An 18,422-nucleotide genomic window follows, 5' to 3' on the forward strand; every position below is an offset into this window, starting at 1 on the left:
CCGATGGCTGTCATTTCGACCTACCGGTTGCAGTTGCGCGGGCCGCAGAGTGGCCAACCCTTCACCTTCTCCGACGCCGAGCAGCTACTGGGCTACCTCGACGAGCTCGGCGTGACGCATCTGTACCTCTCGCCCATTCTCACCGCGACCTCCGGGTCGACGCACGGTTACGACGTCACCGATTCGACGACCGTTTCGGCAGAATTGGGTGGAGCGCAGGGGTTGGCCAACCTGTCACGGGCGGCCAAGGCCCGCGGCATGGGATTGATCGTCGACATCGTGCCCAACCACGTCGGCGTCGACGACCCAGCGCAGAACCGCTGGTGGTGGGACGTGCTCGAGCATGGCCGCGATTCGGCATATGCGTCCTACTTCGACATCGACTGGGCGTTGGATCCCGACGAGCGAATCATCTTGCCCGTCTTGGGTTCCGATGATGACATCGAGGACTTGAAGGTCGACGGCGACGTCCTTCGGCTCGGCGACCGCGGGTGGCCGATCGCGCCGGGGACCAGCGGCGGTACCGGTCGCGAGGTCCACGACCGACAGCACTACCGCCTGGTCGGATGGCAGCGCAACGTCTGTGGATATCGACGATTCTTCTCCATCACTTCGCTTGCCGGCCTACGGCAAGAAGACCGTTCGGTCTTCGACGCCACGCACGTCGAGGTCGGTCGATGGTTCGCCGAGGGGCTCGTCGACGGGTTGCGCATCGACCATCCCGACGGATTGGCTGATCCGGCAGGCTATCTCGGCTGGCTCAGGGAGCTCGTCGGACCCGACGCGTGGATCGTCATCGAGAAGATCCTGGCCGTCGACGAGGCCCTGGAACCCACGCTTCCGATCGCCGGCACCACGGGCTACGACGCGCTGCGCGAGGTCGGCGGCTTGTTCGTCGACCCGAACGGAGCGCTCGAAACGGGGCAGCCATCCGATGCGGCGGAGCAACTCAAACGCATTGCCGCGACCGAAACCTTGGCCAGCGAGCTGGCCAGGCTGCGACGCGCGATCGTCACCACGCTCGGCCAGGACCACCCCCAACTCCCCGATGCGGTGGTCGCCTTGCTCACCCACCTCGACGTCTACCGGTCGGACTATCGGGGGCTTGCCGCAGTGATGCCGACCGCGCTGGCCGAGACCGCCAGCGCTGCCCCCGATTTGGACCGCCCATTGCAGCTAGTGGCGGCGGCGCTCAATCACCGCGAGCCCGCCACCCGGCTTCAGCAGTTGTGCGGCGCCGTCACGGCCAAGGCGGTGGAGGACAGCCTGTTCTACCGCGATGCGCGACTGGTGTCGCTCAACGAGGTCGGCGGCGAGCCCGACCGATTCGGCGTCGGTGCCGCCGAGTTCCACCATGCCGCGGCGCTTCGAGCGGAGCTGTGGCCGCGGGCGATGGTCACCCTGTCGACGCACGACACCAAGAGGGGCGAAGACGTCCGGGCGAGGATCGCGGTGTTGGCTCAGGTGCCCGCGCTGTGGGACGAGCTGGTAGCGAAGTGGGCGATCATGACTCCCCCGCCGGACGAGTCGACCGCACACTTCCTGTTGCAGAACGTCTTCGGCGTCTGGCCGCGCGGCGGTGAGGTCACCGATCAATTGCGGACCCGCCTTCATGCCTACGCCGAGAAGGCGATGCGCGAAGCCGCCGTGCACACCAGCTGGCATCGGCCCGACGAGGACTTCGAAGCTAGCGTGCACGGCTGGCTCGACGGCGTCGTGGATGGGCCGGTCGGCATCGAGCTCACCGGACTCGTCACGCAGTTGGGCGCACACGTCGACAACGACGTCATCGCCCAGAAGCTGCTTTCCCTGACGGTGCCGGGCATTCCGGACGTGTACCAGGGCACCGAGCTGTTCGACGACAGCCTCGTCGACCCCGACAATCGCAGGCCCGTCGACTACGCCGTGCGCCACGAGGCGCTGAAGACGCTGACCGACCCGAAGTTCATGGTCGTCACGCACGCCCTACGCGCGCGGAGGGAACGGCCCGAGACGTTCCTGGCCGGCGCCTACACTCCGGTGTTTCTCGATGGACCGGCGGCCGCACACGCCGTGGCGTTCCAACGCGGCGACGACGTGTTGGTGGCGGTCCGCCGCTGGACGGTGCGACTCGCCGAAACCGGTTGGGGCGAAACGTCGTTGCAGCTGCCCACCGGCCAGTGGACCGATCGCCTCACCGGACGTCGCCTCACCGGCAGCGTGAACGCCGCCGACCTGTTCGCCGAACTGCCCGGCGCATTGCTGGAGAAGACACGTGTCTGACCACGAATTCACGATCTGGGCACCGCGGCCGGCACGGGTGAGCCTCGACGTCGACGGGACCCGGCATCCGATGACGCGCTCCGAGGACGGCTGGTGGAGCTCGCGTGTCGATGTCGCCCCCGACGCCAGGTACGGCTTCGTCGTCGACGACGACGAGACGGTACTTCCCGACCCCCGCTCCCCGCGTCAGCCCGACGGCGTGCACGATCGCTCGCAACTCTGGGAGGCGTCGACGGCGGCGTGGACCGACGGAAGTTGGGCGGGTCGTTCGATCGAGGGCGCGGTCATCTACGAGTTGCACGTCGGGACGTTCACGCCGAAGGGCACATTCGACGCAGCCATCGAAAAGCTGGCCTACTTGACAGAACTCGGCGTCGACTTCGTGGAGTTGATGCCCGTCAACGCGTTCAGCGGTACGTACGGATGGGGATACGACGGCGTGCTGTGGTACGCCGTGCACGAACCCTACGGTGGGCCCGACGGGCTCGTCCGCTTCGTCGACGCCTGCCACGGCCACGGGCTTGGCGTGCTGATCGACGCGGTGTTCAATCACCTCGGCCCTTCGGGCAACTACCTACCTCGTTTTGGCCCGTACCTGTCCAGCGGCAGCAATCCGTGGGGCGAGTCGATCAACATCGCGGATGCCGATTCCGACGAGGTCCGGACCTACATCATCGACTGTGCGCTGCGCTGGATGCGCGACTTCCACGCCGACGGACTCCGGCTCGACGCCGTGCACGCGCTCGTCGACACCACCGCGGTGCACATCCTCGAGGATCTGTCGACCGAAACTGACGCGCTGGCAGCTGAATTGGGCCGCCCACTGTCGCTGATCGCTGAGAGCGACCGGAACGATCCACGGCTCATCACCCCCCGCGACCGCGGCGGGTACGGAATCACGGCGCAGTGGGACGACGACATCCACCACGCCATTCACACCGCGGTATCGGGCGAGCGTCAGGGCTACTACGCCGACTTCGGCTCATTGGCGACGCTGGCGAGCACACTGAAGCACGGCTACTTCCATGCGGGCACGTACTCGTCGTTTCGGCACCGAAGGCACGGCCGCCCCCTGGATACCGCCACCATTCCGGCCACCCGGTTGTTGGCCTACACGCTGACCCACGACCAGGTGGGCAACCGCGCAATCGGCGACCGCCCGTCGCAGAACCTGGACTTCGGGCAACTGGCCGTCAAAGCCGCGCTTGCGCTGGGATCTCCCTACACCGCAATGCTGTTCATGGGTGAGGAGTGGGGCTCGTCGAGTCCGTTCCTCTTCTTCTCGTCGCACCCGGAACCCGAATTGGCGCGCGCCACCGCCGAGGGGCGAAAGGCCGAGTTCGCCGAACACGGTTGGGACGCCGACGAAGTCCCCGATCCGCAGGATCGGCAAACCTTCCAGCGGTCCAAGTTGGACTGGGCGGAGATCGGCGGCGGAGCCCACGCCCGGCTGTGGAACGTCTATCGCGACCTCATCGCACTACGCCACCGCGAGCCAGACCTGGCCGACCCCTGGCTGGACGACCTCCGCATCGAGTACGACGAGGAGCAGCGCTGGATAGTGATGCATCGCGGCGCGCTGGCCATCGCCTGCAACCTGGGCGAGGCCCCGGCGACCGTACCGGTCGCAGGGACGGTCGTGCTCGCGTGGGACGAACCGACGGTCGGCGAAGCGACGGTGCTGCCGGGCCATTCGTTCGTCGTGCTCCGCACACGCTGATCACCAGCGGTGCATCTCCTGCCCGAATCATGCACGGCCCCTGCGAATCTGCTGTGCATCGCCGTCCAGGGATGGCTTGCGTCAGTCAGGTTAGCCTAGCCTCTCCGTAGTCCGCCCGGTTACCGGGCACTGCGAGAGGAACGATCCTGCAAGGCATCTTCGCGGGCACCTTCCTCATCGGCCTCCGTGAAGGCCTCGAGGCAACGCTCATCGTCAGCATCATCGCGACGTTCCTCGGCCGGAACGGCAAATCGGTTCGGCCGATGATGGTCGGCGTCGGCCTGGCAGTCGCGGCGAGCGTCATCGTGGGTGTCGGCCTCGACGTGTTGTCGACGTCGCTGCCCCAACGTCAGCAGGAGATGCTCGAAACCGTCATCGGCCTGGTGGCCGTGGTCTTCGTGACGACGATGATCATCTGGATGAACCGGAACGCCTTCGGACTCAAGGGCGAACTGGAACACGAGGCAGCCCGGGCGATCAACAGCGGCGGTTCGATGGCGCTCGCCACGATGGCGTTTTTGGCCGTACTCAAGGAAGGCTTCGAGACCGCGGTGTTCCTGCTGGCCGCAGCGCAGGCCACGCACGGAAGCCGGTGGGCGGCGCTGCTCGGCGGCCTGGCAGGCATTGCGGTGGCGATCGGCATCGGCATCGGCATCTACTTCGGTGGGCTCAAGCTCAATCTGGGTCGGTTCTTCCAGATCACCGGGGTATTTCTAATCTTCATCGCCGCGGGTTTGGTCACCGGCGCACTGCGCACCGCACACGAGGCCGGCTGGGTGAACATCGGCCAGCGGCAAGTGTTCGACTTCTCGTCTTGGATGCCGTCGAGATCCATTGTCGGCGCACTCATTACGGGGATGTTCGGCATCCCAAGCGATCCGCGACTCATCGAAGTACTGGGCTGGCTGCTGTACGCACTCCCGGTGCTGGTGATCTTCCTGTGGCCTGCGACGCTGGCCGCCGCGCCAAGCGCCCGTCGCAAGCTGCTCGCCGGCGTCGCGGCCGTGCTGACCGCCGCGGCGCTGGCACTGGTGCTGCTGGTTCCTGCCGAGGGCCTCGCGCCACCAGGCCCATCGCGTACCGCGACGCGCGTCGACGGCGGCACCGTGACCGTCACGTTCACCCCACATGGCGGGTCGGCAAGCTTGGAAGTCGAGGCGAACCAAGCGATCCCGCTCACACCCGCGGGCACTCAATCGGTCGACGGTGTCGAGGCCCAGGTGTGGCAGACACAGGTCGAGACGGATCCGAAGATCACCGCGCCGACCGCCACGCTCAAGCAGCTCGCCGACCTCACCGGTGGGCGGCTGCCGGTCGGGCTCGGTACCGCGCGAGCACCAGGCCCGTTTCAGGCGCGCTGGACCGCGACGACCTCATACAACGTTGTCACCCATGGCAATTCGCTGATCAGTGCACAGTCAGACGGCAACCGCGTGGCCGTGCTCAGTGGCGGCGGCATCAGCGGCTCGAAGACCGTCAGTCTCGGCACCCTCGGCGACGATTGGGCGACTACCCCCGCCGACGACCACGCGGTGGCCGCGACGATCGCCCGCAGCGGCCAAGACCATGCCGAACGTGCGCTCTGGCGAAGCTGGCTCCCGATTCTGCTGGCCGCCGCGGCGGCCGTCACGGCCGTCATTGCAGTGCGGACCGGCCGCAGTTCCCCCACAAGTGAAGAAAGGCAACACAATAACCATGACAATGGCCACGACGACGAGACCGCCCGTGCCGACGAGATCAATGTCGCGTAGCTTCCTGCTGAGCGCGCCCGCGCTTGCCGCTGCCGCCGCACTGGCGCTCAGCGGTTGCGGATCGCACGGCAGTACGGCAACGGGCACCACGGCGGCATCAAGCGCAGGCGGCATCAACACCGTCAACGTCACGATGACCAACGACGGCGGAGACGGCAAGGACACCTGCAAGCTCGACACCTCGAGCGTGGCAGCCGGTCCGGTCACCTTCACGGTCACCAACACCAACGCACCGGGCATCACGGAGCTGGAGTTGATCAAGGACCAGCGCATCGTTGGCGAGAAGGAGAACCTCGCTCCCGGACTGGATCCTGTCTCCTTCACGGCGACGCTCGATGGCGGTGCGTACAAGGTGTACTGCCCCGGTGCAGGCAGCGAGTACGTCGATTTCACGGTGACCGGCCAGGCCGCTGCCGTCCCGACCGGCACGGTGCAAACCATCATGGCCGACGGCACCAAGAGCTACGCCGCGTACGTAGTCGACCAAGTCAACCAACTCAATGCGGGCGTCAAAGCCCTCGACGCCGCCGTCCAGGCCGGAAATGTCGAGCAGGCCAAGGTCGAATACACGAAGACACGACCCTTCTACGAGCGGTCCGAGTCGAACGTCGACGGCTTCGTGCTTCCGGGCTTCGCGGTCGATGACAACGCGGGCAACCTCGACTACCTGATCGACATGCGCGAGTCAACGCCGGTGGACGCGAAGGTGGGCTGGAAGGGCTTCCACGCCATAGAGCGAGACCTCTACCAGGGCAACGCGATAACGCCGGCCACCAAGACGCTCAGCACCGAACTGGTTGGCAACGTCGGCAAGCTCGTCGGAATCGTCGGTCCGCTGCAGTACAAGCCGGAAGATTTGGCCAACGGCGCCGCCGACCTCATCGAAGAGGTGCAGAACACCAAGATCACCGGTGAGGAAGAGGCCTTCAGCCATATCGACCTCATCGACTTCGCAGGCAATGTCGAAGGCGCGCAACAGGCTTACGCGGCCCTGCGGCCGGGCCTGCAGAAGATCGACGCCAACCTGGTGACCCAACTCGATCAGCAGTTCCAGGCCGTGTTGACCGCGCTCGACGGCTACCGGGATCCGACGGCGCCAGGTGGCTACAAGGTGTGGACGCCGCAGTTGCGCGCGACCGATGCGCCCAAGCTGACGGCGGTGATCCAACCGCTGCACGAGAGCCTGTCCACGGTGGCGCAGAAAGTCGTTGCGGCGCATTGATGCCAGCGCACGTTGGACCGGACACTCCCGCTTCGGCGGGGGTGTCCCGGCGCGGCATGCTCACCGGAGCGCTGCTGGCCGGAGTGGGCGGCGTCGCCGTCGGTGCCGCGGCGGGAAGCGCGACGGCGTGGGCGCTGAAACCCGACCCGAACGACGGTGACGACGTCGTCGACCTGTCGGCCAGCCACCCGTTCTACGGTCAGACCCACCAGGGCGGGGTGGCCACCGAGCCACAGCGCCACTGCGTGCTGATGACCTTCCGCTTCACCGACTCCGCGGACCGTCGAACACTGCAGAGCCTGCTGGCCCGGTGGTCCGCCGCCGCCGCCGTGCTCCAGCAAGGCAAGCCCATCGGTGCGGTTGCGCCCGCCAACGAGGTACAGCCACCGACTGACACCGGTGAGGTCTTCGGGCTGAGCCCCGCCAGCCTCACCGTGACGGTCGGCCTTGGACCGCAGGTGTTCGGTGACCGATTCGGCCTTGCCGGACACCGGCCAGCACTGTTTAGCGAAATGCCCAGGCTCAACGGCGACGAGCTGGATCCCAAGTTGACCGGAGGTGATCTCAGCGTCCAGGCGTGCGCCGACGACCCGCAGGTCTGTTATCACGCGGTGCGCAACTTGGCCCGGCTCGGCCGCAGCATCGTCTACCCGAGTTGGGCCGTACTCGGGTTCGGCCGCGCATCGGCCGGTCCCGGTCAGCAGACACCGCGAAACTTATTGGGCTTCAAGGACGGAACCCGCAACATCGCCACCGACGACGACTACGCCCGCTTCGTGTGGATCAATGGCGGAGACCAGCCCTGGCTGGACGGCGGCACCTATCAGGTGGTGCGCAAGATTCGCATGCTGATGGAGACCTGGGACACCGACCGCGTCGGCAATCAGCAGCGAATCTTCGGCAGGCACAAGGAGAACGGGGCTCCACTAACCGGCAACGCCGAGTTCGACACCCCCGACTTCGCGGCTCGGGACGCCGCGGGCGACGTGGTGATCGACCCACTGTCGCACGTGGCACTGGCCGCCCACGAGCACAACGACGGCATCATGATCCGCCGCCGGTCCTACAACTACACCGACGGACTCGACGACAACGGTCAGCTCAACGCCGGGCTCTTGTTCGTCTCGTACCAGAACGATCCGCGCCACTTCATGACCATCCAGAATCGGCTCGGCGCCCACGATCTGCTCAACGAATACGTCCGGCACATCGGCTCGGCGATCTTCGTCATCCCCCCTGCGCCCGAGGAGGGGCACTACATCGGCCAGCCCTTGTTCAGCTGAATTTGTCAAGCGCTCGTCCACAGCGGCCCCGGCTGTGGATGGTTGATTGCTCGATTCTTCGCAGCCGCAGACCATTTGGTCATGACTCTGCTTCCCATCCCACCCGTCGAATCCGCCACCGACCCCATCGGCTCCCCCGCCGACCTGCACCAGCGATGGCGCGCCTTGATGGGCCAACTCGGTTTCGGCGAGCGGCTGCTCAGGTTCGCGTTCGTCGGCCCCGATCGCCGTCTAGTCAAGGTGCTCAGCGAGGTGCCGATCGGGGTCGTTCCGGATCCCAAACTCATCGAGACCCTGATGCTCGCGCTGTGCACGCTGCTCGACGACCTCGAAGCGGGCAGCACGGTCGCACTGCTACTCACGCGCCCTGGCCGCGGCGGCGTGTCCGAGGCCGACCGCAGGTGGGGCGTCGCACTCACCCGGACCGCGAACAGCCTCGACGTGCCGCTCGAGCCCATCTTCCGCGCGAACGACGAAGCGGTGGTGGCGCTCTCGGCTTAGGTGAGATAGCGGTAGGTCGGCGAACCCGGCTCGAGCAGTTCGACGTGACAGTCCGAGGTTCGCATGCGCGTCAGCAGGCCGTCGAGGTCCGTGGCGGAACCCATTTCGATGCCGACCAACGCCTCTCCGGTCTCACGATTGTTGCGCTTGACGTACTCGAAGAGCGTGATGTCGTCGTTGGGTCCCAGCACTCCATCAAGGAATCGGCGCAACGCGCCCGGCTCCTGAGGGAAGTCCACCAGGAAGTAATGCTTCAGGCCGAGGTGTACCAGCGAACGCTCGAGCACCTCGCCGTATCGCGAGACGTCGTTGTTCCCACCCGAAATCAGGCACACCACCGTCGACCCCGGCTCGATCGCCCCTTCCGAGGAGGCATCCATCAGCGCCGCCACCGACAACGCCCCAGCGGGTTCGGCGATGATGCCCTCGTTCTGGTACAGATCGAGCATCGCCGTGCAGACGGCCCCTTCGTCGATGGTCGTCATCGACACCATGTCACCCGCCGCGGCCAGCGCCGCATACGGCATGGCACCAGCACGCGCGACCGCCGCTCCGTCGACGAACTGGTCGACGTCCTCGAGTGTGACCGGCGCCCCGGTGGCCAGCGCGGCAACCATGGCCGCAGCACCTGCCGGCTCAACCCCGAGCACTGAGGTATTGGTGGTGCGCTCCGCTAGATACGTCGTGATGCCGCTGATGCAGCCGCCGCCCCCGACGGGCACGATCACCAGGTCGGGTTCGGCGTCCAATTGGTCAAGCAGCTCGACGGCGATGGTGCCCTGGCCCGCCATCGTGCGCACGTCGTCATATGGCGGCACCAAGGTCGAACCGGTGCGCGCGACGTCGTCGAGCGCCGCGGCCGCCGCAATGTCGTAGGTCTTGCCGCCCACGATCAGTTCGATGAACTCACCGCCGTGGTAGCGGATCCGGTCCCGCTTCTGCTTCGGCGTCTTGGCCGGTACGTAGACGCGGCCGTGGATTCCCATCGAGCGGCACGCAAGCGCAAACCCCTGAGCGTGGTTGCCTGCGGACGAGCAGACCACACCGGCGGCGGCCTCTTCCTTGGACAGCTGCATCATGAGGTTGAAGGCGCCACGGAGCTTGTACGAACGCACCGCCTGCAAGTCTTCACGCTTGAGGTAGACCTGCGCTCCCGTCAGCGCCGACAGTCGATCGCTGAACTGAAGAGGGCTGGGCGCCACGACCGCCGAAATTCGCTGAGCGGCCTCGTCGACGTCGGCGGCCCGAAGGGGCGCGGCGGAACTCATACGGGAGCTCTGGCTCAGGTCGGCGGACACCGGTCAATGGTGCCACTGGCCTCCCCGTTTGGGAAAACCGGTTTAACTCACCGGGGTGAGCACGAACACCGGGATCTGCCGGTCGGTCTTGGTCTGGTACTCGGCGTAGTCCGGCCAGGTCGCGACGGCACGTTCCCACCACGCGGCTTTTTCGTCACCGAAGACCTCGCGCGAGTCGTAATCCTTGGTGTCCGTTCCGTCCTGCAACTCGACCCGAGGGTTCGCGACGATGTTGTAGTACCAGACCGGGTTCTTCGGGGCCCCGCCCAGCGACGCGACGACGGCGTACTCGCCATCGTGTTCGACCCGCATCAACGGGGTCTTGCGGATCTTGCCCGTCTTGGCGCCGACGGTGGTGAGCAGGATGACCGGCCTGCCCTTGAGCTCGGTGCCCTTCTCCCCGCCGGACTCCATATACGTCTCGGCGTTCTCGCGGGCCCAGTCCGACGTGCTTGGTTCATAGTCTCCAGTGAGCGGCATGACGCCAGCCTAGGCCGCCTCGAGGGCGCTCTAAAGAGGATGATCCCAATCCGGCGTTTCGGTTGACCGAAATCTTGGATACGAGCTATCGTCAAACTCATGACGACACCCACTGAGGTGCGGATTGCGGGGGTTCCGTGGCCGCTCTACAAGCTGATCGCGCTCGCGGTCGGGGTGCTGGTGCTCGCCGTGGTCGGCATCGCCGCAGGCACTGGACCGGCTGTCGTCGCGGCTTTCGCGGCAGGAACCGTGGTCTGGCTGGCGCTGAGCATCTTCAGCTCGTCAGCGCGCTAGTCCCTCGACCAACCCGCGCAGCGTCTCCAGATCGGCAGCGACCGCCGCTGCATCCGCCTCGAACTCATCGTTCGTCATTTCCGGGCGCCTACGCAGCGTGAACACCACCTCGCATCTCGATGCACTCGGACCTGCAGGTATCACCCGCATCGGGTTGTAGACGGCCTCCCCGGTCGGCAACCGCACGACGTGATCCAGCACGCCAAAGTCATTTGGGGCCGCGAACTCGACGTCGGCATCGGCCAGCGTCGGATCCGCCAAGCCGGCCGCCCAGCGCACCAACTCGGCAGGATTCGAGGCAAAGGCATACACCGCCTCGGGCGCGGCTTCGATCCACACGCTCAGGTGTCGAGACGTTTCCAGCGAATCCACAGTCGTGTCGTCGTCCATTACTCCATGGTGGCGCACAGACTTGGCTGATGGCCGACACTCCCGATCCCGTTCAACAGTTCGTACACCGGGCCGAACGCATCGCCTCCAACGCCGAAAGGCACGTCCCGTCCTGGCTGAAGCCCGGCGCTGCGGAGAATCGGCTGCCCGCTGTCGTCGCCATCGTCGCGGTGATCGTCCTGCAACGCGCGATACCCGTGCAGTACACCGTGGTTCCGCGGTGGCCCTTGATCACGCTCGAACTGCTGCTGCTTGTGGTCCTGCTGGCGATCAATCCGGTGACCCTTTCTCGGCGCACCACCGTCGGCAAGTGGGCGAGCCTGGTGCTCACCGCAGCGATCACACTCGACAACACCGCTTCGGCGGTGGTGCTGGACTATCGGATCCTCACTGGCGAAGTCAGCAACAACCCGGCCGTCCTCCTGGGTAGCGGAGCGGCGATCTTCATCACCAACGTCATCGCGTTCGGCATCTGGTACTGGGAACTCGACCGCGGTGGACCGTTCGCTCGTCGGGCTGGGGAAAAGCCCTACCCGGACTTCCTGTTCCCGCAGATGTCCGACCCGGCCAACGCCAGGCCCGACTGGCGGCCGACATTCGTCGACTACCTCTACGTGAGCTTCACCAACGTGGTCGCGTTCTCGCCTACCGACACCATGCCGCTGTCCCGTTGGGCCAAGGCCATGATGACGGTGCAGTCCATGGTGTCCATGTCGACGCTGGCGCTCGTAATCGCAAGGGCAGTGAATGTTTTGGCTTGAGCGGCGCGGGTAATCGCAGGGGTTGAATATTTTGGCCCGAACATGGCGCATGCAAGGAAGTGGGTTCGATAGTCGTGGGGATTACCGCAACAGACCTAAGCCCCGTCGAGCAGACCGCGTTCCTCACTGAATACGCCAGGGCACTCGACAGTCAGCGGACTCGGCCGATCCTCGGCGACGCGCTGGCCAGCGAGGTGGTCAACAAGATCGACTACGACTTCGCCGGGCTCGGAGTGCAAACCAGCGTCGTGTGCCAGACCGCACTTCGAGCGAAGATGCTCGACGACCGGGTGCGGCACTTCGTCGGCAAGCACCCCGAAGCCGTGGTCGTCGACCTCGGCGCGGGCTTGGACAGCGGCTTCTACCGGGTCGCGCCGCCGCCGTCTGTCGACTGGTACAGCGTCGACCTCCCCGGAATCCTCCGCGTCCGAGCTCAGGCGCTGCCCGTGGCCACGCAGTCCCATTCGGTGCCGATTTCACTGTCGGATCCATCTTGGCCGGAATCGATCCCAGCCGACCGCCCGACGATCCTCGTTGCCGACGGCTTGTTCGCGTTCCTGACCGAATCGGCGATCGTCGGCATCTTCCGGCGCATCACCGAACATTTCGGCTCCGGCGAATTGGCGTTCAACGACTACGGGCGCATCGGGCCGATCAGCCGCATGGCGATCAAGGTGTTCCCACAGAAGATGTTCAAAGACGTCGGTAGTCAATGGGGTTATCCAGGCTTCAAGGATGCCCACCATCCTCAATCGTGGAACCCGCGGATGCTCCTGGTCGAGGAGACCAGCCTGACCACACAACCCGAGGTGGACCTGTTCCCACCCGCGCTACGGGTTGCCACCCGCCTCACGGGTGCGACGAAGGCCGGCGCGCGCAAGGCCCGAATCCTGCGCTACGTGTTCTAACCGAGGCAGCCCGGACCCAACAGCGCCTTGAGATCGCCCATCAGGGCCGACGACGTCGTGACGCGGAGGGCCTGGTCGAGTTCCAGCGTGGTGATGCGGTCCCCGCTGACGAGCCGCAGATGAACGAGTGCGGTGCCCGGGTGATTCGCGAGTACCTGCTTGAGCGCAGTGACCTTCTCGACCGTGCACTGGCGCGTCGGCAGACTCACCGCCAACGGCCTGTCGACCTGGGCGCTCGAGAAGTCTGGCACGATGAGGTCATTGGCGATCAGCGAGATCCGGTCGTCGCGTGCGCTGACCTTGGCGCTGATCACGACGACTGCGTCATCGGCGATCTCGGCCCCGAACGTCGAATAGGTGTGCGGGAAGAACATCACCTCGATGCCGCCCGTCAGGTCTTCCAACTGTGCTGACGCCCAAGGCATCCCATTCTTGTTCACCCGTCGGTTGACCCCGGCGAGGATGCCGCCGACGCGGACCTGGGAATCATTGGGCACGTCGCCGTTGAGGATGGCCGGAATGTGGCTGTCCACCTGGGCCGCGAGCAGATGAGCAACGCCGTTGAGCGGATGCCCGGATACGTACAGGCCCAGCATCTCTCGCTCCAACGCGAGCTTGTGCTTGTCGTCCCACTCGTCGTCGGGCACCTTGATGGTGAACACGGCATCGGTCGCGGTGTCGGCCCCGCCGAAGAGGTCGAACTGACCCATCGCCTCGGCCTTCTTGGTGCCAAGCACCGAATCGACCGCGTCGGTGTGGATCAGAAACAGCCCCTTGCGGGTGTGCCCGAGCGAATCGAACGCACCCGCCTTGATCAGCGACTCCGTCACCTTCTTGTTGCACGCGGTGACGTCGATCTTGTTCAAGTAGTCGGAGAAGTCCGCGTACTTGCTCTTCTCGGTGCGGGTATTGATAAGGGAGGCAACGACGTTCGCGCCAACGTTACGTACCGCGCCCAGGCCGAACCGGATGTCCGTACCCACCGAGGTGAAGTTCAGCACGGATTCGTTGACGTCGGGCGGCAGCACCGTGATTCCGAGCCTGCGACAATCCGCAAGGTAGACCGCAGCCTTGTCCTTGTCGTCGCCAACGGACGTGAGCAGGCCCGCCATGTACTCGGCAGGGAAGTTCGCCTTGAGGTAGGCCGTCCAGTAGGACACCAACCCGTATCCGGCTGCGTGTGACTTGTTGAATGCGTAGTCGGCGAACGGGAGCACCGTGTCCCAGAGTGCTTTGATGGCCGCGGCCGAGAACCCGTTGGACTTCATGCCGTCGGAGAAGCCCTCGAACTCCTTCTCGAGCACTTCGCGCTTCTTCTTGCCCATCGCCTTGCGCAGGATGTCGGCTCGGGCGAGCGAGTAACTGGCGACCTTCTGCGCGATGCGCATGATCTGCTCTTGGTACACGATCAGGCCGTACGTCTCGGACAGGATCTCCTTGAGTGGCTCTTCGAGCTCCGGGTGGATCGGCTTGATCGCCTGGCGAGCGTTCTTGCGGTCCGCGTAGTCGTTGTGGGCGTTCATGCCCATCGGACCGGGGCGGTACAGCGCGATGACGGCAACCACGTCCTCGAAACCGGTGGGCTGCATGCGACGCAGTAGATCGCGCATCGGCCCGCCGTCGAGCTGGAACACCCCGAGCGTGTCGCCACGCGACAGGAGTTCGTAGGCCGCAGGGTCATCGAGGGGCACCGACTCGAGGTCGAGTTCGATTCCCCTGTTGGCGTTGATGTTCTCGATGCAGTCGCCGATGATCGTCAGGTTCCGCAACCCGAGGAAGTCCATCTTCAGCAGGCCGATGGCCTCGCACGACGGATAGTCCCAGCCGGTGATGACGGCGCCGTCCTGCGGTCGCCGCCACAACGGGATGGCGTCGATGAGCGGTTCGGAACTCATGATCACCGCGCACGCGTGCACGCCCGCGTTGCGAACCAGCCCCTCGAGGCCGCGCGCGGTCTCGTAGATGGTCCGCACGTCCGGATCGCTGTCGATCAGGTTGCGAACTTCGACGGCTTCCTTGTACCGCTCATGGGTGGGATCGGTGATCCCGGACAGCGGGATGTCCTTGGCCATGACGGCCGGCGGGAGCGCCTTGGTGATGCGGTCGGCGATGGCGAAACCGGGTTGGCCGTAGTTGACCCGTGCCGAATCCTTCAGCGCCGCTTTGGTCTTGATGGTGCCGAAGGTGATGACCTGGGCGACGCGATCACTGCCCCATTTGTTCGCGGCATAGCGGAGCATTTCGCCGCGGCGGCGGTCGTCGAAGTCGATGTCGATGTCGGGCATCGACGCACGTTCGGGGTTGAGGAACCGCTCGAACAGCAGCCCGTAGGTAATCGGGTCGATGTTGGTGATGCCGAGCGCGTAGGCCACCAACGATCCGGCGGCCGAACCACGGCCTGGGCCCACCCGAATGTCGACCGACCGGGCGTAGTTGATCAGGTCCGCCACGATCAGGAAGTACGACGGGTAGCCCTTGTCGCAGATGACTTCGATCTCGTACTCGGCCCGCTGCACGTAGTCGTCGGGAGCGCCTGCGGGGAATCGCCGCCCCAGCCCAAGCGCCACCTCGTGCCTCAGCCACGACGCCTGGTCGTGGCCCTCGGGCACCGGGAAGATCGGCATCCGGTCCTTGGGTGCCCACACCTCGGCGTAGGACTGCACGCGCTCGGCGATCAACAGCGTCGAATCACACGCTCCCGGCACCTCGGCGTCCCACATGGCACGCATGTCGGCGGCCGACTTGAGGTAGTAACCGTCGCCGTCGAACTTGAAGCGGGTGGGGTCCGAGAGCGTCTTGCCCGTCTGCACGCAGAGCAACGCTTCGTGGTTACGCGAGGCCTCCCGCGTGACGTAGTGGCAGTCGTTGGTGGCCAGCGGCGGGATGCCCAGCTTGCGGCCGACCTCGAGCAGGCCCTCGCGAACCCGGCGCTCGATCTCGATGCCGTGATCCATCAGTTCCAGGAAGTAGTTCTCCGGACCGAAGATCTCGCGCCACTTGGCGGCCGCTTCCAGCGCTTCCTGCTGGTGGCCCAGCCGCAGCCGGGTCTGCACCTCGCCGGATGGACATCCGGTGGTGGCGATGATGCCCGCCGAGTTCTCGGCGATGATCTCGACGTCCATGCGGTTCCACTTGCCCAGCTGGCCCTCGAACGACGCCAGCGACGTGAGCTTGAACAGGTTCCGCAGCCCGGTCGCGTTCTCCGCGACCATCGTCATGTGCGTGTAGGCGCCGCTCGCCGAGACGTCGTCGCCCTTCTGACCAGGATCGCCCCAGAGGATGCGCTTGGTGTCGAACCGGGAGCCGGGAGCTATGTACGCCTCCACGCCGATGATCGGCGTGATGCCCACATCGGTTGCGGCGTTGTAGAACTCGCTGGCGCCGAACATGTTTCCGTGGTCGGTCATGCCTATCGCGGGCATCTCCAGCCGCTGCGCCTCGGCGAGCATCGGTTTGACCTTCGCGGCGCCGTCCAGCATCGAGTATTCGGTGTGGTTGTGGAGGTGCACGAAGCTCGTGCCGCGATGAGCGCCTGCGCGAAGAGCAGACGAACTCTGAGCGCTGGCGCGAAGAGCAGATGGATCAGCCATAGGGAGGCCAGTGTATTGCGGCGCCCCGACAGCGCTCGGCGTGTCGCCGTCCGTGTCGCCAGAAGCCTCAGGACACCGGCACGTCGCTCAGCAAGCCATGCGAGAACAGTTTGATCAGTTGCTTGGTTACCAAATCCATGTCCGCGGCGTCCTCGACGAAACCGGAATAGACCCCGATTCCCCACAGCATCGACTGCACCATGTCGACGACGGGCGCGGGGTCCGTGCCTGGGCGAAGTTCGCCGCGCACGCTCGCGTCAGTGACCAGCTTGGTGAGAAACACTCGCAAGTCGGCGCCGCTGTCGTACACAAGCTCGGGGTTGCGTTTGGCTTCGAGGCGTGCGCTCACGAGGAACGCCGAGGTCGATCGATCGCGACGTTCGGCTGCGCCGATGGCCTCGACGAGTGCCGACAGTTGCGCAACCAGCGATTCGTGCTCTTGTGCCTTGGCAATGCAATCCGTCAGAAGCGTGCTGGCCTCGGTGACGAGCGTCCGGAAGATCTGTTCACGGTTGGCGAAGTAATAGTGCAGGGTGGGCCGGCTGAGTCCGGCGGTGACCGCGATGGCCTGGAACGTCGCAGCCTGATAGCCCCGCTCGATGATGACGTGGCGGGCAGCCTGCAGAATGTGGTTGCGCGTCTCGGCCGAATCCGAGCCGACGGGCCGACCTCTGCGCCGACCAGTGGCCAGCGAACGACGATCGATTTGCGGCATCTTCAGACCTCACACGCGGGTGACAAGGCCCCGCTTAGCAAACTCTATTGCATTGCTACAAAGTGGTCAACCAGGGTCATCCCGCAAACGTTGCTCGAGATATTCGGCCACCCACGGGCTCGAAGTCAATTCGATCGCACGCCGGTAGCACTCCACCGCATCGTCCCACCGACCCGCGGCGGCGAGCAAATGCGCCCGAACCACCACGGCGGGTTGGAAGTTTGCGATGGCGGCCCCTTGGGCATCAAGTGCCCGCAACCCGGACTCCGGTCCGTCGAGGTCGCCGTCGAGCGCGGCGAGCGCCACCGCGGCACCGAGGGACGTCGATTCCGCCAGCAAGGCTCGATGCAGCGTGCGCAGGGTGCGCGTGCGGTCGGCGTCGAGCGGACCCGGACGGGCTCGACTGCAGTGCACGGACTGAATCGCCGCTTCGTACTGAAATCGGCCGGGTCGTCCGTAGCCGTGAGCCCGGGTCAGAAGACGTTCGCCCCGGAAGCGCAGCGCGCCATCCCATCGCGCGGGGTCCTGCTCGTCGAGCGGCACGAAACGACCGTCGTCGGCGCTCCGCGCCGGCCGTCGCGACTCCGAGAGGCACACCAGCGCCGCCAGTCCGAGCACTTCCGGCTCATCTGGGAGCAGGTCTGCCAACAGCAGCGCAAGGTGCAGCGCCTCGCCGGACAGCGACTCGATCGGGTTCGGTGAGGACACCAGCTGCCAATCGATGGCGTACGCCCCGTAGACCGCCTCGAGCACCGCGGGAAGCCGTTCGGCGAGCCGCTCTCGCTCGGGCACGACGAACGGGATGCCCGTGTCGCGGATGCGCTTCTTTGCGCGCACCAGGCGTTGCGCCATCGCGGCTGGCTCAACCGCAAAGGCCGCCGCGATGGCCGCGGCGTCGACCCCCAGCACCACCTGCAGCATCAGCGGGGTGCGGACCGAGGCCGCGATGGCGGGGTGGGCGCACACCATCATCAACGCGAGCCTACGGTCCGGAATGTCCATGATCTCAGCGGATTCTGTTGAACCACAATCGGTTTCATCGAAGGGAACGCTCGTCCGGTGAGCCGTTGACTTCCAACGGTCCCGCAGCCGATTGCGGGCGACGACGAGCAACCAGGCCTCGGGGTTCGCGGGGACGCCGTCGACCGGCCAGCGCAGCAAGGCCCGCTCGACGGCGTCGGCAAGTGCGTCCTCGGCGGCCGCGATGTCCCGACTCGCAGCGGCCAGCAGCGCCACCAACCGCCCGT

15 protein-coding genes are annotated in these 18,422 nt (G+C 65.8%); 9 read left to right on the forward strand and 6 right to left on the reverse strand.

All coding sequences use genetic code 11. The annotated features are described in order from the left end of the window. The first annotated feature begins 3 nt into the window (after nucleotides 1-3). The 6 genes from treY to SLQ30_RS00690 all read left to right on the forward strand — a co-directional run bounded on the left by treY (nucleotide 4) and on the right by SLQ30_RS00690 (nucleotide 8,739). Nucleotides 4-2,262 (forward strand): malto-oligosyltrehalose synthase, encoded by a 2,259-nt coding sequence (gene treY / locus SLQ30_RS00665; RefSeq protein ID WP_319444919.1) that lies wholly within the window; start codon nucleotides 4-6, stop codon nucleotides 2,260-2,262. Further along, nucleotides 2,255-3,982, forward strand: coding sequence for a malto-oligosyltrehalose trehalohydrolase (gene treZ, locus SLQ30_RS00670; protein WP_319444920.1), 1,728 nt, complete (start codon nucleotides 2,255-2,257; stop codon nucleotides 3,980-3,982). Before treY ends, treZ begins: the two co-directional genes overlap by 8 nt. A gap of 146 nt (nucleotides 3,983-4,128) precedes the next feature. Further along, entirely contained in the window at nucleotides 4,129-5,733 is a 1,605-nt protein-coding gene (gene efeU / locus SLQ30_RS00675) for an iron uptake transporter permease EfeU (protein WP_319445557.1), read from the forward strand. Further along, nucleotides 5,723-6,955: an iron uptake system protein EfeO gene (gene efeO / locus SLQ30_RS00680; RefSeq protein WP_319445558.1), complete on the forward strand. Its 1,233-nt coding sequence runs from the start codon at nucleotides 5,723-5,725 to the stop codon at nucleotides 6,953-6,955. Before efeU ends, efeO begins: the two co-directional genes overlap by 11 nt. Further along, nucleotides 6,955-8,238, forward strand: coding sequence for a Dyp-type peroxidase (locus SLQ30_RS00685; RefSeq protein ID WP_319444921.1), 1,284 nt, complete (start codon nucleotides 6,955-6,957; stop codon nucleotides 8,236-8,238). The genes efeO and SLQ30_RS00685 overlap by 1 nt, the downstream gene beginning before the upstream one ends. Before the next feature lie 81 nt (nucleotides 8,239-8,319). Beyond that, the gene (locus SLQ30_RS00690; protein WP_319444922.1) at nucleotides 8,320-8,739 is read left to right on the forward strand and encodes a hypothetical protein; all 420 of its coding nucleotides are present in this window, start codon (nucleotides 8,320-8,322) and stop codon (nucleotides 8,737-8,739) included. Here the strand turns inward: SLQ30_RS00690 and ilvA are convergent. Together ilvA and SLQ30_RS00700 are read right to left on the reverse strand one after the other, a co-directional pair. Beyond that, the gene (ilvA, locus tag SLQ30_RS00695; protein WP_319444923.1) at nucleotides 8,736-10,037 is read right to left on the reverse strand and encodes a threonine ammonia-lyase IlvA; all 1,302 of its coding nucleotides are present in this window, start codon (nucleotides 10,035-10,037) and stop codon (nucleotides 8,736-8,738) included. The two genes, SLQ30_RS00690 and ilvA, sit on opposite strands and share 4 nt — an antisense overlap. Nucleotides 10,038-10,079: 42 nt before the next feature. Next, nucleotides 10,080-10,517 (reverse strand): nitroreductase family deazaflavin-dependent oxidoreductase, encoded by a 438-nt coding sequence (locus tag SLQ30_RS00700; RefSeq protein WP_319444924.1) that lies wholly within the window; start codon nucleotides 10,515-10,517, stop codon nucleotides 10,080-10,082. A 99-nt stretch (nucleotides 10,518-10,616) separates the two neighbouring features. Between SLQ30_RS00700 and SLQ30_RS00705 the strand changes: the two genes are divergently transcribed. Continuing rightward, entirely contained in the window at nucleotides 10,617-10,811 is a 195-nt protein-coding gene (locus SLQ30_RS00705) for a hypothetical protein (protein ID WP_319444925.1), read from the forward strand. Here the strand turns inward: SLQ30_RS00705 and SLQ30_RS00710 are convergent. Next, entirely contained in the window at nucleotides 10,800-11,201 is a 402-nt protein-coding gene (locus tag SLQ30_RS00710) for an SRPBCC family protein (RefSeq protein WP_319444926.1), read from the reverse strand. The two genes, SLQ30_RS00705 and SLQ30_RS00710, sit on opposite strands and share 12 nt — an antisense overlap. Before the next feature lie 29 nt (nucleotides 11,202-11,230). Between SLQ30_RS00710 and SLQ30_RS00715 the strand changes: the two genes are divergently transcribed. Together SLQ30_RS00715 and SLQ30_RS00720 are read left to right on the forward strand one after the other, a co-directional pair. Further along, complete coding sequence (locus tag SLQ30_RS00715) at nucleotides 11,231-11,962, forward strand: hypothetical protein (RefSeq protein WP_319444927.1); 732 nt, start codon at nucleotides 11,231-11,233, stop codon at nucleotides 11,960-11,962. Between the two features lie 74 nt (nucleotides 11,963-12,036). Then, nucleotides 12,037-12,870 (forward strand): class I SAM-dependent methyltransferase, encoded by an 834-nt coding sequence (locus SLQ30_RS00720; RefSeq protein ID WP_319444928.1) that lies wholly within the window; start codon nucleotides 12,037-12,039, stop codon nucleotides 12,868-12,870. On the opposite strand, the gene dnaE is transcribed toward SLQ30_RS00720, so the two are convergent. From dnaE to SLQ30_RS00735, 3 genes are all read right to left on the reverse strand, one after another. Then, nucleotides 12,867-16,460 (reverse strand): DNA polymerase III subunit alpha, encoded by a 3,594-nt coding sequence (dnaE, locus tag SLQ30_RS00725; protein WP_319444929.1) that lies wholly within the window; start codon nucleotides 16,458-16,460, stop codon nucleotides 12,867-12,869. The genes SLQ30_RS00720 and dnaE overlap by 4 nt on opposite strands. A gap of 67 nt (nucleotides 16,461-16,527) precedes the next feature. Then, nucleotides 16,528-17,175 carry a TetR/AcrR family transcriptional regulator gene (locus SLQ30_RS00730; RefSeq protein WP_319444930.1) on the reverse strand — a complete coding sequence of 216 codons (648 nt, stop codon included), beginning with the start codon at nucleotides 17,173-17,175 and terminating at the stop codon, nucleotides 16,528-16,530. Nucleotides 17,176-17,241: 66 nt separating this feature from the next. Beyond that, entirely contained in the window at nucleotides 17,242-18,414 is a 1,173-nt protein-coding gene (locus SLQ30_RS00735; RefSeq protein WP_413467915.1) for an RNA polymerase sigma factor, read from the reverse strand. Nucleotides 18,415-18,422 lie beyond the last annotated feature (8 nt).

Origin of the sequence: Mycobacterium sp. RTGN4 (assembly GCF_033804635.1) — a bacterium.
GTDB lineage: Bacteria > Actinomycetota > Actinomycetes > Mycobacteriales > Mycobacteriaceae > Mycobacterium.

Bases quoted from the DNA above. Each gene is read 5' to 3' on its own strand.
- treY (WP_319444919.1), top strand. From the start codon at position 4: ATGGCTGTCATTTCGACCTACCGGTTGCAGTTGCGCGGGCCGCAGAGT.
- efeO (WP_319445558.1), top strand. From the start codon at position 5,723: ATGTCGCGTAGCTTCCTGCTGAGCGCGCCCGCGCTTGCCGCTGCCGCC.
- SLQ30_RS00685 (WP_319444921.1), top strand. From the start codon at position 6,955: ATGCCAGCGCACGTTGGACCGGACACTCCCGCTTCGGCGGGGGTGTCC.
- SLQ30_RS00690 (WP_319444922.1), top strand. From the start codon at position 8,320: ATGACTCTGCTTCCCATCCCACCCGTCGAATCCGCCACCGACCCCATC.
- SLQ30_RS00700 (WP_319444924.1), bottom strand. From the start codon at position 10,517: ATGCCGCTCACTGGAGACTATGAACCAAGCACGTCGGACTGGGCCCGC.
- SLQ30_RS00705 (WP_319444925.1), top strand. From the start codon at position 10,617: ATGACGACACCCACTGAGGTGCGGATTGCGGGGGTTCCGTGGCCGCTC.
- SLQ30_RS00710 (WP_319444926.1), bottom strand. From the start codon at position 11,201: ATGGACGACGACACGACTGTGGATTCGCTGGAAACGTCTCGACACCTG.
- SLQ30_RS00715 (WP_319444927.1), top strand. From the start codon at position 11,231: ATGGCCGACACTCCCGATCCCGTTCAACAGTTCGTACACCGGGCCGAA.
- dnaE (WP_319444929.1), bottom strand. From the start codon at position 16,460: ATGGCTGATCCATCTGCTCTTCGCGCCAGCGCTCAGAGTTCGTCTGCT.
- SLQ30_RS00730 (WP_319444930.1), bottom strand. From the start codon at position 17,175: ATGCCGCAAATCGATCGTCGTTCGCTGGCCACTGGTCGGCGCAGAGGT.